10 protein-coding genes are annotated in these 12,442 nt (G+C 75.2%); 4 read left to right on the top strand and 6 right to left on the bottom strand.

Features of this window, described 5'->3' with window-relative positions; all coding sequences use genetic code 11:
* The first annotated feature begins 7 nt into the window (after positions 1-7).
* Positions 8-943, top strand: a complete 936-nt coding sequence (locus tag QWY28_RS00760; protein WP_300950392.1) for an SDR family NAD(P)-dependent oxidoreductase — start codon at positions 8-10, stop codon at positions 941-943.
* A 4-nt stretch (positions 944-947) separates the two neighbouring features.
* Positions 948-2,537, top strand: a complete 1,590-nt coding sequence (locus QWY28_RS00755) for a phytoene desaturase family protein (protein ID WP_300950391.1) — start codon at positions 948-950, stop codon at positions 2,535-2,537.
* Positions 2,538-2,651: 114 nt separating this feature from the next.
* Here QWY28_RS00755 and QWY28_RS00750 read toward each other — a convergent pair whose 3' ends face one another.
* The 5 genes from QWY28_RS00750 to QWY28_RS00730 all read right to left on the bottom strand — a co-directional run bounded on the left by QWY28_RS00750 (position 2,652) and on the right by QWY28_RS00730 (position 6,326).
* Positions 2,652-2,792, bottom strand: coding sequence for a hypothetical protein (locus QWY28_RS00750; protein ID WP_300950390.1), 141 nt, complete (start codon positions 2,790-2,792; stop codon positions 2,652-2,654).
* A gap of 107 nt (positions 2,793-2,899) precedes the next feature.
* Positions 2,900-3,520, bottom strand: a complete 621-nt coding sequence (locus QWY28_RS00745; protein ID WP_300950389.1) for a DUF3618 domain-containing protein — start codon at positions 3,518-3,520, stop codon at positions 2,900-2,902.
* Positions 3,496-3,972: a phage holin family protein gene (locus tag QWY28_RS00740; protein WP_300950388.1), complete on the bottom strand. Its 477-nt coding sequence runs from the start codon at positions 3,970-3,972 to the stop codon at positions 3,496-3,498. The genes QWY28_RS00745 and QWY28_RS00740 overlap by 25 nt, the downstream gene beginning before the upstream one ends.
* Positions 3,969-4,751, bottom strand: a complete 783-nt coding sequence (locus tag QWY28_RS00735) for a hypothetical protein (protein ID WP_300950387.1) — start codon at positions 4,749-4,751, stop codon at positions 3,969-3,971. Before QWY28_RS00735 ends, QWY28_RS00740 begins: the two co-directional genes overlap by 4 nt.
* 114 nt (positions 4,752-4,865) lie before the next feature.
* Complete coding sequence (locus QWY28_RS00730) at positions 4,866-6,326, bottom strand: ArnT family glycosyltransferase (RefSeq protein WP_300950386.1); 1,461 nt, start codon at positions 6,324-6,326, stop codon at positions 4,866-4,868.
* Between the two features lie 129 nt (positions 6,327-6,455).
* Between QWY28_RS00730 and QWY28_RS00725 the strand changes: the two genes are divergently transcribed.
* A complete protein-coding gene (locus tag QWY28_RS00725; protein ID WP_300950385.1) occupies positions 6,456-6,908 on the top strand; it encodes a hypothetical protein in 453 nt (150 codons plus the stop codon).
* Between the two features lie 51 nt (positions 6,909-6,959).
* Here the strand turns inward: QWY28_RS00725 and QWY28_RS00720 are convergent, their stop codons facing one another.
* Positions 6,960-8,489: an FAD-dependent oxidoreductase gene (locus QWY28_RS00720; RefSeq protein WP_300950384.1), complete on the bottom strand. Its 1,530-nt coding sequence runs from the start codon at positions 8,487-8,489 to the stop codon at positions 6,960-6,962.
* A gap of 116 nt (positions 8,490-8,605) precedes the next feature.
* On the opposite strand from QWY28_RS00720, the gene hrpA reads away from it, so the two are divergent.
* A complete protein-coding gene (gene hrpA, locus QWY28_RS00715; RefSeq protein WP_300950383.1) occupies positions 8,606-12,442 on the top strand; it encodes an ATP-dependent RNA helicase HrpA in 3,837 nt (1,278 codons plus the stop codon).

The following is a 12,442-nucleotide window of genomic DNA, read 5'->3' as shown; positions in this document are numbered from 1 at the left end:
GTCGGCCATGAGCAAGCCACGTCCCGGGGACGTCGTCGTGATCACCGGAGCCTCCAGCGGCATCGGCCGGGCGACCGCCCTCGCCGCGGCCGCCGAGGGGACCCACCTCGTGCTCGCCGCCCGCGGCGTGGGGTCGCTGGACCTCGTCGCCGCCGAGTGCGACGACGCCGGCGCCGCCTCGACCATGGTGGTGCCGACCGACGTCGGCGACGACGCCGCGGTGCGCGCGCTCGTCGACACCGTCCTGGACCGGCACGGCCACATCGACGCGTTCATCAACTCCGCCGGTGTGGTCGCCTACGGCCGCACCGAGGAGGTGCCGCAGGAGGTCTTCGACGGCGTCCTGCGCACCAACCTGCTCGGCACCGCCAACGTCGCCCGCCACGTCGTGCCCGTCCTCCGCGGCCAGGACTCCGGCACGCTCACGCTGGTCGGCTCGGTCATCGGCCACATCGCCGTGCCCGGCATGACGGCGTACGCCGTGAGCAAGTGGGGCGTGCGCGCGCTGGCCCGGCAGCTGAAGCTCGAGAACGCCGACAAGCGCGGCGTGACGATCTCCTACGTCGCCCCCGGCGGCGTCGACACCCCGATCTACCAGCAGGCCGCCAACTACGACGGCTTCGAGGGCCGCCCGCCGCCGCCGGTCGCGAGCCCGGAGCGGGTCGCGAAGCAGATCCTGTCCCGGCTCGACCGGCAGCACGCCTGGTCGCAGCTGCTGGTCAGCAACGAGGTGATCCGCTTCGGGTTCAGCGCCGTGCCGTTCGTGTACGACGCGATCATCGGCCCGTTCTTCCGGCACGGCGCGATCGACCGGCTGCGCCCGACCGAGGCGACCACCGGCAACGTGCTGGCGCCGCGGCAGAGCGGCAACAAGCTCCACGGCGACCAGGGCAACGCGCTGGTGGGCATCGCCCGCAACGTGCTCTCGTCGCTGCGCGGGTGACGGAGTGACCGCGACGTACGACGCCGTCGTCATCGGTGCCGGCCCGAACGGGCTGGTCGCCGCCAACCACCTGATCGACCGCGGCTGGTCCGTGCTCGTCCTCGAGGCCCAGCCGGACGTGGGCGGCGCGGTCCGCAGCGACCGCGAGCTGCACCCGGACTACGTCCACGACACCTTCAGCGCGTTCTACCCGCTGGCCGCAGGGTCGCCGACCATCCGCTCGTTCCACCTCGAGGAGCACGGCCTGCGCTGGGTGCACAGCCCCGCGGTGCTCGGCCACTGCCTGCCGTCGGGGGAGTGGGCCACGCTGCACCGCGACCGCACGGTGACCGCCGCGCTCATGGACGCCCAGCACCCGGGCGACGGCGACGCGTGGCTGCGGCTGTGCGACATGTGGGACACCATCGGCGACCAGGTCGTCGGCGCGCTGCTGACGCCGTTCCCGCCGCTGCGCCCCGCGCTCGGCGCGCTGGCCAAGCTGCCCAGGGTCGGCGGGCTGGAGTTCGTGCGGGAGATGCTCACCCCCGTCGTCGACATCGGCCGGCACCGCTTCGGCGGCTTCGCCCCGCGGATCCTGCTCGCCGGCAACGCCGGTCACTCCGACATCCCGCTCGGCGCGCCCGGCTCCGGGCTCATGGGCCTGCTGCTGACGATGCTCGGCCAGACCGTCGGCTACCCCGTGCCGGAGGGCGGCGCGGGCATGCTCACCCAGGCCATGGCCTCCCGGGTCCGGTCGCTCGGCGGGGACATCCGCTGCGACGCCGAGGTCGTGCGCATCGAGGTCGAGCGCGGCCGGGCCGTCGCGGTGCGCACCCGCGACGGGGAGCGGTACGCCGCCACGCACGCCGTCGTCGCCGACGTGGCCGCCCCGCACCTCTACGGCGGGCTGGTCGCCGCCGACGACCTCCCGGCGGGCACGATGCGGAAGATGGAGTCCTTCGAGCTCGACCCCGGCACCGTCAAGGTCGACTGGGCCCTCGACGGGCCGGTCCCGTGGAAGAGCGAGCCGCCGCACGCGCCCGGCACCTTCCACGTCGCGGACTCCGTCGAGCAGATGTCCGAGGCGCTGCACCACGTCAACAGCCGCACGGTGCCGGCACGGCCGTTCATGCTGGCCGGCCAGATGACGACCACGGACCCGACCCGGTCCCCGGCGGGCACCGAGTCGCTGTGGGCCTACACCCACGTGCCGCAGGACGTCGCCCGCGACCTCGGGGAGGACCCCGTCACGGGCCGCTGGGACCGCGAGGAGTGCGAGCGCTTCGCCGACCGCATGCAGGCGCGGATCGAGGAGCTGGCCCCGGGCTTCGGCAGCAAGGTCGTCGCGCGACGGGTGCTCGGCCCGCACGAGATGCAGGCCCGCAACGCCAACCTCATCGGCGGCGCCCTCAACGGCGGCACCTCCCAGCTGCACCAGGAGCTGGTGTTCCGTCCGGTGCCGGGCCTCGGCCGCTCCGAGACGCCGGTCAAGGGGCTCTACCTCGGCTCGGCCTCGGCCCACCCCGGCGGCGGCGTGCACGGCGCCTGCGGGATGAACGCCGCCCGGGCGGCCGTCGCCCACCGGCGGGTGCGCCGGGTCGTGCGCGGCCGCTGACCGACGTACGACAGCGGGGTCGTGCGCCCCTCGACGCGCCGGAGCGCGTCCTCGGGCACACGACCCCGGGGTCGTCGTGCGGGGCTGTGGTGCGGTGCTGGAGACCCCGCCGGCTCAGCCCTCGGTCAGGCCGGTCTCGTCGCCGCTGCCGGCCTCGGCGGCCAGCCCGTCGCCCTCGGCCTGCTCGTCGAGCCGGTCCTGGACGTCGGCGATCTCCTGCTGCTCGGGGTCGCGCTCGTGGCTGCTCTCGCTCATCGGTCCTCCTGGAGGTTCGTGCTGGGGTGGCTCGTGGACGGGTGGGGACGCACGAAGCGGCGGTACCCGGTCCGGGCACCGCCGCTTCGCGCGGGTGGGGCAGACGCTCAGCCCTGGGCGTCGGACCTGACCGACTCGGCGGAGGACTGGCCCTCCTCCTTGACCCGCTGGGCCGACTCCGTGGCGGAGTCCTTGACCTCCTGGGCGGCCTGGGTGGCCTGCTCCTTGAAGTCCTGGGCGAGGGACTGACCGGCGTCGCGCGCCTCGTCGAGGAGCGGCTGGCCCTTCTCCTTGGCCGTCTCGATCGTCTGGTGCGCGAGGTCGGCCTCGACCTTGCTCGCCGGGATGAGCGAGGAGATCACCAGGCCCGCGCCGAAGGCGACGAGACCGGCGGCCAGGGGCGAGCCCTGCACCTGGGAGTGGGCGCTGCCGACGGCCGAGGAGGCCGCGCCGCGGACGTCGGGGGCCGACAGGTCCGAGGTGCTCGGCATCGAGCCCGACACGCTCCCGCCGGCACTGCTCGCCTTGTCCTTGACGGTGTCGCGGACGTCGGTGGCGGTGCCCATGATCTTGTCGCGCATGCCCGAGACGCGGCTGCGGGCGGCGGCCTTGCGCCGCTCCACGATCGCGGAGGGGCTCACCCGGTCCTGCAGGGCGTCGAGGTCGCCGGCCATCCGGGCCCGGGTGTCCTCGATCTGGCTGTTCAGCTCTTCTGTGCTCTGGCCCATTCTGCATCCTCCTTGAGGGTCTGCTGCGTCTTCGGCAGCTGCGGGTTGCTCTCCTTGAGGGCCTTGCGGCCGGTCAGGGCGAGGACGCCCGCGACGACGGCCCACACCCCCGTGGTGATGAGTGCGGCGACCTCGATCGGCATCCAGTTGTCGAGCAGGAACATCAGCGTCACGCTGAGGAACAGCAGGACGAAGTAGCCGGCCAGGCCGGCGCCGCCGAGGAGCCCGGCACCCTTGCCGGCCTTGGCGAACTCCTCCTTCATCTCGACCTTCGCGAGGTCCATCTCCTGCTTGATGAGGGTCGTCAGGTCGTTCGTGACGTCGCTGAAGATCTCACCGAGGCTCCGGTCGTCGCCGGTCTGGCCGGCGGCGTGGGTCGGCGTGGCGCCCGACGGCTGGCCCTTGGGCTGGGCGGCCGGGTCGTGGAGCGGCTGGTGCGTCGGCTGGGTCACGGCCGGTCCTCCGCGCTCAGGCCCCCACCGCTGTAGCCGGTCTCGTTGCCGGAGAGCTCGTCACGCGGCGGCTGGGTCGGCTGGCCGGGCGTCGCGCTCGGCATCGGCGGGTTCGTCGTCGCCGCGCCGGCCGGCGGCGTCGCCGTCGTGCCGGTCACGCCGGTGTCGGCGCCGATCGAGCCCGAGGTGCTCGCGAACGAGCTGCTCGTGGCGGCGTACGTCGGCGTCGTGGTCGTGCCGGTCGACGCGGTGCTGATCGGCGTGGTGGCCGGGCTGGTCGTCGTCGGGCTCGGCGCGGCGGTGGCGCCGGCGATGCCGTCGCCCGCTCCGCGCAGGAGCCGGCCGGCGACCACGCCGGCGGCGAGCGCGCCGAGCAGGAAGGTGCCCGGGCGCTGGCGTGCGAAGCGGCGTACGTCGTCGAGCAGCTCGGCCGGCTCACGGCCGTCGAGCCGGCTGCCGAAGGAACGCACCTGCTCCGCCGCCTGGCGGGTCAGGTCGGTGGCCAGGCCGGCCGGCGCCTGCTGCGCCATGCCGTCGAGGTCGTCACCGAGGGTGCCGAGGGTGCTGACCAGGCGGTCCCGCTGCGTGCGGGCCTGGTCGTGTGCCTGGCTGGTGGCCTGGCCGAGCGCGTCGTTCACGACGCTCCTGGCCTGCTCGGCCGCCTGGCCGGCGACCTGCTTCGCCTCGTCGGCGGCGGTGCCGGCGACGTGGCGCCCCTCCTCGGCGGCGGTCGACGCGGCCTGCTGGGCGCGGTCTGTCGCGCTGGTGTCGGTCGTCATTCGTGTCCTCCCGGATCGGGTTGGTGTGCCCTCACCGGTGTCCTGGACGCCGCGGCTCATCCTCACCCCTGGGAAGGGGCGTCCCGCCCGGCCCGCCCGGGCACCGTGAGAGGTTCAGCCGAGCCGTCGCAGCCTCGGCCAGACGGCCGACCAGCCCCCGACGGGGTGGCGGCACACCAGGACGGCGCGCCCCTGCTCGTCGTTGTCGAGGTCCAGGCCGTTGTCGACCCGCGTGACCTCGGCGACCGACCCGCACCACCGCTCGAGGTCGTCGGCGGCGTAGCCGACGACCACGGCGGTCGCGTCGTCCACCGCCGGCGGGCCGAGGTCCCACAGCGCGTTGTGGCCGGAGTGCACGGGCACGTCGGGGATCCAGCGGGCCACGGCGCCGGCCTCCCCGTAGTTGCCCGTCACCACCACCGCGCCGGGTCCCGCGGCGTCGAGGCCCTCCTCGACCGCGGCCACGAACGCCGGCCACCCGACGGTCTCGCCGGCGTCGTAGTTGACCGCGACCACCGGCGTCCGGTGCAGGTGCTCGGCGGGCACCAGCGGCAGGAACAGCACCGCACCGACGACCACCCCCAGGGCCAGCCCGGCGCCCAGCACCGAGCGCCGCAGCCGCGCCGCACCGCGGCCCGCCCAGACCAGCGCGTCGATCGCGCCGGCGGCGAGGAGCGGCACGTAGGCGGGGGCCAGGTAGTACGGCTTGCCTCCGGTCGCGGTCACCAGCACCGCGAGCACCACCCACGTCACCAGGATGAACCGGTGCTCGCGCGAACGCGCCAGCCGCACCGCCCCCACGACGGCCAGCACCACGCCGACGGGCGGCCCGACGAGCCCGGGCTGGGTGGCCCACAGCTCGACGAGGCCCGCGCTCGTGCCCGACCCGCCCGCGGCGATGGACTCCGCGAGCTCGAGCTGGGGCCAGCCGTGCGCCTGCTGCCACACCAGGTTCGGTGCCCACAGCGCCGCGGAGACCAGCCCGGCGGCGTACAGGTGTGGCGAGCGGAACGCGTGCCGTGGGCCCGCCAGCAGCAGCGCCAGCACCACCGAGGCGGCGAGCAGGGCCGGGAGCGTCTTGACCTGCAGGCCCACGCCGAGCAGCAGCCCGGCCGCCCACCACCAGCGCGGGTCCTCGAGCGCGCGGAGGACCAGGAGCAGCAGACCCACCTCGACGAGCAGGTCGTACGTCGACGTCGACACCAGGTGCCCGACGGCCAGCGTGACCGGGGCGAGCCCGACGACCGCGGCCGCGAGCACCTGCGCGCCCGGGCCGGCCCCGAGGCGGCGCGCCACGAGGCCGCCCAGCCACGCGGTCGCCCCGGCGGCGAGCGCCGACGGCGCGCGGAACAGCCACAGGTGCCCGCCGGTGACGGCGTCCCAGGCGTGGGCGAGCACCGGGACGAGCGGCGGCTGGTCGACGTAGCCCCAGGCCGGGTCGCCGCCCACCAGCACGAAGTAGAGCTCGTCGCGGTGGGGCCCGTAGCCCCCGGCGGTGACGAGCAGCAGCGCGGCGACCGCGGCCGCCACGAGGGCGAGTGACCGGGTCGCGGCCGGCGTCGGGGCTGGCGTCACGGCGCGACCCTAGGCCTTGTCGACGGCCCGCGCGGGCGTCTCGCGGCGACGGGCGGCCCGGTCCGGTCTCATCCCCGCCGCTGGGGGAGCGCACAGCCGGCGCACAGGCTGGCCACCCACGCTCCTCCCATGAGCGACGAGCAGACACCCACGCCCGACCGGACCCACGGCGCGGCTCCCGACCAGCCCCCGGCCGACCCCCCGGCCGACCTCCCGGCCGACCCCCCGGCCGCCCGGAGGAGCCGTGCCGCGGCGCTCCGGGCCCGTCTCCGCGGCGCCCGCGGGCGCAGCCTCGGGTGGCGCGGCGTCGCCGCGGTCGCCCTGGCGAGCCTCCTCATCGGCGGGGCCGGCGGCGCGCTCGTGCACGCGGTCGCCGACGACCACGGTCACCACGGTCACCACGGCGACCGCGGCCGGCCCGACTTCTCCACCGTGCGCCCCGAGGGGTTCGGCGACGACGCCGACCGCGGGCAGCCGGGCCGCCCCGGCCTGCCGCCGCAGACGGTCCCGGAGGGCACCGCCCCGCAGGAGGACGTCCAGCCCGACCCGAGCGGGGACACCTCCAGCAGCGACGCGACCTGAGCGGCCAGCCCCTTCTCCAGCCCGGTCCCCAGCCCGGTCCCAGGCCCGTCGTCAGGCCAGCATGTCCCGCACGGCCAGCGACGCGAACACCATCGCCGAGCCGAGCGGCGCGCCCGGGCCGGGGTAGACGCTGCCGAACAGCGACGCGGCGGTGTTGCCGACGGCGTACAGGCCCGGCATCGGCGACCCGTCCTCGTGCAGCACCCGGGCCGCGGCGTCGGTGACGAGCCCGCCCTTGGTGCCGAGGTCGGAGAGGACGAAGCGGGCGGCGAGGTACGGCGGGCGGTCGCAGGGCGTGAGCGCCTTGTTCGGCCCCTCGCCGCCGGCGAAGAACGTGTCGTACTCGTCCTCGCCGCGGCCGAAGTCCTCGTCGACGCCGCTCGCGCACGCGGCGTTGTAGCGCTCGACGCTCGCCCGGAGCGCGTCCGCGGGCAGCCCGGTCGCCTCGGCCAGGCCCTCGAGGGTGTCGGCGCGGACCCAGGTCCCGGCGGCGAGGTGCTCGGCCGGGTCGCCCTCGGGCATCGCGATGCCGGGGAACCGGCCGTCCTCGCGGGAGTCGAAGACGAACCAGGACGGCACCCGCTCGGGCCGCTCGGCCATCAGCCGGCCGAAGCGGTCGTAGGGCAGGCACTCGTTGCCGTAGCGTCGCCCGGCCTGGTCGACCATCAGCCCGCTGCGGAAGCCGAGCGTGAACGACCCGCCGCCGTCGGGCTGCTCGAGGCCGGGGCAGAACCACCCGCCGGCCGTGAAGTCGGTGGCGGCGCCGAGCGCCACGGCCGCGGTGATCGGCTCGCCGGTGTTGGTGTCGCGTGGCGCCATCGTCCAGGCGGCGGCGCCGGGCACGCCGTGCTCGGCGCGCAGCGCGTCGCTGCCCTCGAAGCCGCCGGCGCCGAGCAGCACGCCGCGCCGGGCGCGGAGCTGGATGGGCCCCTCGGGGCTCATCCCGACCGCGCCGGTGACGCGTCCGTCGTCGTCGCGCAGGAGGCCGGTGACGGGCAGGTCGAGGCTGACCGTGCCGCCGTACTCCACGAACATCGCCGCCAGCCGGGCCACCAGCGCCTGCCCGCCGGTGAGCGTGCGGCGCCCGGGCTGCCCGGCGCGGTCGAGCTCGACGGGCGGCCGGACCCAGGCCGCGACCTCCTCGGGCAGGTCGTCGCGGCGCACCTTCACCGGTTGGATGGAGCGGCCCATCGGGACCCGGCCCGGGGCGTCGTAGTACTCGGCGAACGGCAGCCACTCGAAGGCCATCAGGTCCTCGGCCTCGAGGTCGGCCACCAGCTCCGGTGCATGCGCCAGGAACGCCTCCAGCCGCGCCTCGTCGGGCTCCTCGAGGATCGCGCGGAGGTACTCGCGGGCACCGTCGGTGCTGTCGGGGAGGCCCGCCCGCTGCTGGACGGCCGAACCGGGCAGCCAGCAGGCGCCGCCGGAGTACGCCGAGGTGCCGCCGAGGAAGCCGGTCCTCTCGACCACCAGCGTCTCGAGGCCGGCCCGGGCCGCCAGGACCGCCCCGGTGAGCGCGCCCCCGCCCGAACCGACGACCACGACGTCGTACTCCCGCAGGTCCTCACCGGTGCCGATCACCGGGCGATCGTGGCGGGTAGAACGTGTTCTATGCAACCGGTCGTCCCACCTGGTCGGCGGGCCGCCGCGGATCTCGGGTGCGACCGCGACCAGGGGGCTGGGATGATGGGGCGGTTGTGGAGATCACCTACCCGCCGGAGCTGCCGGTCACCCAGCGCCGCGACGACATCGCCGCGGCGATCCGGGACCACCAGGTCGTGATCGTCGCCGGCGAGACCGGCTCCGGCAAGACGACCCAGCTGCCCAAGATCTGCCTCGAGCTCGGCCGCGGCCGGGGCCGCGAGGGCGGCGAGGGCGGCGGGCTGATCGGCCACACCCAGCCACGTCGGATCGCGGCGCGGTCGGTGGCCGAGCGGATCGCCGGCGAGCTCGGCACGGACCTCGGCGGGCCCGAGAGCCCGGTGGGCTACCAGGTGCGCTTCACCGACCGGACCTCGAAGGCCACCCGGGTCAAGCTGATGACCGACGGCATCCTGCTCGCCGAGCTGCAGCGCGACCGGATGCTGCGCAAGTACGACACGATCATCATCGACGAGGCGCACGAGCGCAGCCTCAACATCGACTTCCTGCTGGGCTACCTCCGGCGGCTGCTGCCGAAGCGGCCCGACCTGAAGCTGGTCATCACCTCCGCGACCATCGACCCGGAGCGCTTCGCCGAGCACTTCGCCGACCGGGACGGGAAGCCCGCCCCAATCATCGAGGTCAGCGGCCGCACCTACCCCGTCGAGGTGCGCTACCGCCCGCTGCTGGAGCTGCCGGAGAACGACGACGAGGGCGAGCCGATCGTCCGCGACCAGACCGAGGCGATCGTCGAGGCGGTCACCGAGCTGTCGGCCGAGGGGCCGGGCGACATCCTGGTCTTCCTGCCCGGCGAGCGGGAGATCCGCGACACCGCGGACGCGCTCTCCGACCTCACCACCTCCACCCGCGGCGGCGGCACCGAGGTCGTCCCGCTCTACAGCCGGCTCTCGGCCGCCGAGCAGCACAAGGTCTTCGCCCCGCACACCGGCCGCCGGATCGTGCTGGCCACCAACGTCGCGGAGACCTCGCTGACCGTTCCGGGGATCCGGTACGTCGTCGACACCGGCGTCGCGCGGATCTCGCGCTACTCGCTGCGCACCAAGGTGCAGCGGCTGCCGATCGAGCCGATCAGCCAGGCCTCGGCCAACCAGCGCTCGGGCCGGTGCGGCCGCGTGGCCGCCGGCATCGCGATCCGGCTCTACTCCGAGGAGGACTTCGCGGGCCGGCCGGAGTTCACCGACCCCGAGATCCTGCGCACCAACCTGGCCAGCGTCATCCTGCAGATGGCCAGCCTCGGCCTCGGCGACCTCGGCCGGTTCCCGTTCGTCGAGCCGCCCGACCGGCGCAACGTCACCGCCGGCGTGCAGCTGCTCGAGGAGCTCGGCGCGCTCCGCGAGGACCGGCTGACCAAGCTGGGCCGCCGGCTGGCCCGGCTGCCGATCGACCCGCGGCTGGCGCGGATGGTGCTCGAGGCCGACCGGCTCGGCTGCGTGCGCGAGGTCGTCGTCATCGCCGCCGCGCTCTCCCTCCAGGACCCGCGCGAGCGCCCCGGCCCCGACCACCCCGCCGAGCAGGCGCGCGCCGACCAGCTGCACGCGCGGTTCAAGGTCGAGGGCAGCGACTTCCTCACCTGGCTGGAGCTGTGGCGCTACCTCAAGGCCCAGCAGCGCGAGCTCAGCAGCAGCGCCTTCCGGCGGATGTGCCGCGGCGAGCACCTCAACTACCTCCGGGTGCGCGAGTGGCAGGACTTCGAGTCGCAGCTGCGGCAGGTCTGCAAGGAGATGGGGATCCAGGTGGGGCACCCCGCGGACACCCCCGACGCGGACGGCATCCACCAGGCGCTGCTCTCCGGGCTGCTCTCCCACATCGGGGTGCTCGAGGAGCGCGACAAGAAGGAGAAGGCCGGCGAGCGCCGCCGGGGCCCGCGGGAGTACCTCGGCGCCCGCGGCGCCCGGTTCGCGGTCTTCCCCGGCAGCGTCGTGGCGCGCAAGAACCCGGCGTACCTCATGGCCGGCGAGCTCGTCGAGACCAGCCGGCTCTGGGCGCGGCAGAACGCCGCCATCCAGCCCGAGTGGGCCGAGCGGCTGGCCGGCGACCTGGTCAAGCGCACCTGGAGCGAGCCGCACTGGAGCAAGAAGCGCGCCGCGGTCATGGCCTACGAGCGCGCGACGCTCTACGGCGTGCCGCTGGTCGCCGACCGGCTGGTGTCCTACGGCAAGGTCGACCCCGTCGTCGCTCGCGAGCTGTTCATCCGGCACGCGCTGGTGCAGGGGGAGTGGCACACGCGCCACCGGTTCCTGGCCGAGAACGCCCGGCTGCTGGAGGAGGCGGCCGAGCTCGAGCACCGCGCCCGACGCCGCGACATCGTGGTCGACGAGGAGACGCTGTTCGACTTCTACGACGCCCGCGTCGGCGCCGACGTGGTCAGCGGCGCGCACTTCGACCAGTGGTGGAAGGGCGAGCGGCAGCGGCGCCCCGAGCTGCTCACCTTCGACCCCGCGATGCTCACCCACGACACCGCGGAGGAGGTCCGCGAGGCCGACTACCCCCAGGAGTGGCAGGCCGAGGGGCTGACCTTCCCGATCAGCTACCACTTCGAGCCCGGCACCGCCGAGGACGGGCTCACCATCGACGTGCCCGTCGCGACGCTCAACCGGGTCGCCGCCGAGGACTTCTCCTGGAACGTCCCCGGCCTGCGGGAGGAGCTGGTCACCGAGCTGATCCGCAGCCTCCCGAAGAACCTCCGGGTGAACTTCGTGCCCGCGCCCAACAAGGCACGGGAGTTCCTCGCCGCCGTCCCGCCCGGCGAGGAGCCGCTGCTCGACGCCCTCGAACGGTGGTGCCGCGCCACGAGCGGCGTGCTCGTGCCGCGGGAGGCGTGGGACTGGTCGAAGGTCCCCGAGCACCTGCGCCCGACGTACCGCGTGGTCGACGACGCCGGCCGCGAGCAGGCCCGCGGCAAGGACCTCGAGGCGCTCAAGGCGCCGCTGCGGCCGCGCTTCCGGCAGGCGCTGGAGGAGGTGGCCACCGAGAGCGGGCTGACCCGCACCGGCGAGACCGCGTGGGTCTTCGGCGCCATCGACCCCTCGTTCACCCAGAAGCGGGCCGGGCACGAGGTCAAGGCCTATCCCGCCCTCGTCGACGAGGGGACCGGCGTCGGGCTGCAGGTCTTCGGCTCCGCCGACGAGCAGGAGGCGCGGCACCGGCTCGGCGTCGTCCGGCTGCTGCTGCTCCAGACCCCTTCGCCGGTCAAGGCGGTGCTCGACTCGCTGGGCAACACCGAGAAGCTCGCGCTCGCCGGCACGCCGTACCCCTCGGTCGCCGCGCTCCTCGAGGACTGCCGGCGCGCGGTCGTGCTCGACGTCGTCGACGCGCGGCCCGCGGCGCGCGACGAGGCGGCGTACGACGTCCTGCGCGCCGTCGCCGCGGAGGACCAGGAGGCCCGGGTGCGCGCGGTGGTGACCGACGTGATCCGGGTGCTCGACCTGTGGCGCCAGGCCGACAAGGCGCTCAGCGGCCGCGCGGAGATGACGATGCTCCCGGCGCTCTCGGACCTCAAGGCGCAGCTCGCCCGCCTCGTGCACCCCGGGTTCGTCGGCGAGGCCGGCGTCGCGCAGCTGCGGGGCTACCCGCGCTACCTCCAGGCGCTGCTCCAGCGCCGCGCCCGCCTCGACGAGGGGTACGCCGCCGTCGACCGCGACCGCCGGCTGATGGACCAGGTCGCCGACCTGCAGGACGCCTGGCTGCACGCGACCGCGGCCCTGCCCGAGGGACGGCCGCCGGGCGCGGCGCTGCGGCAGGTGCGCTGGATGCTGGAGGAGTACCGCGTCTCGCTGTGGGCCCAGCAGCTCGGCACCGCCGCGCCGGTCAGCGACCAGCGGATCCGCAAGGTGCTCGCGCAGGCGAGCGGCGGCTCCCCGGCCCGCACGTAG

The sequence above is a fragment of the Nocardioides oceani genome, assembly GCF_030412965.1.
Lineage (GTDB): Bacteria > Actinomycetota > Actinomycetes > Propionibacteriales > Nocardioidaceae > Nocardioides > Nocardioides oceani.
This window is presented reverse-complemented; position numbering and strand designations above follow the sequence as displayed.

Bases quoted from the DNA above. Each gene is read 5' to 3' on its own strand.
- QWY28_RS00760 (WP_300950392.1), top strand. From the start codon at position 8: ATGAGCAAGCCACGTCCCGGGGACGTCGTCGTGATCACCGGAGCCTCC.
- QWY28_RS00750 (WP_300950390.1), bottom strand. From the start codon at position 2,792: ATGAGCGAGAGCAGCCACGAGCGCGACCCCGAGCAGCAGGAGATCGCC.
- QWY28_RS00745 (WP_300950389.1), bottom strand. From the start codon at position 3,520: ATGGGCCAGAGCACAGAAGAGCTGAACAGCCAGATCGAGGACACCCGG.
- QWY28_RS00735 (WP_300950387.1), bottom strand. From the start codon at position 4,751: ATGACGACCGACACCAGCGCGACAGACCGCGCCCAGCAGGCCGCGTCG.
- QWY28_RS00725 (WP_300950385.1), top strand. From the start codon at position 6,456: ATGAGCGACGAGCAGACACCCACGCCCGACCGGACCCACGGCGCGGCT.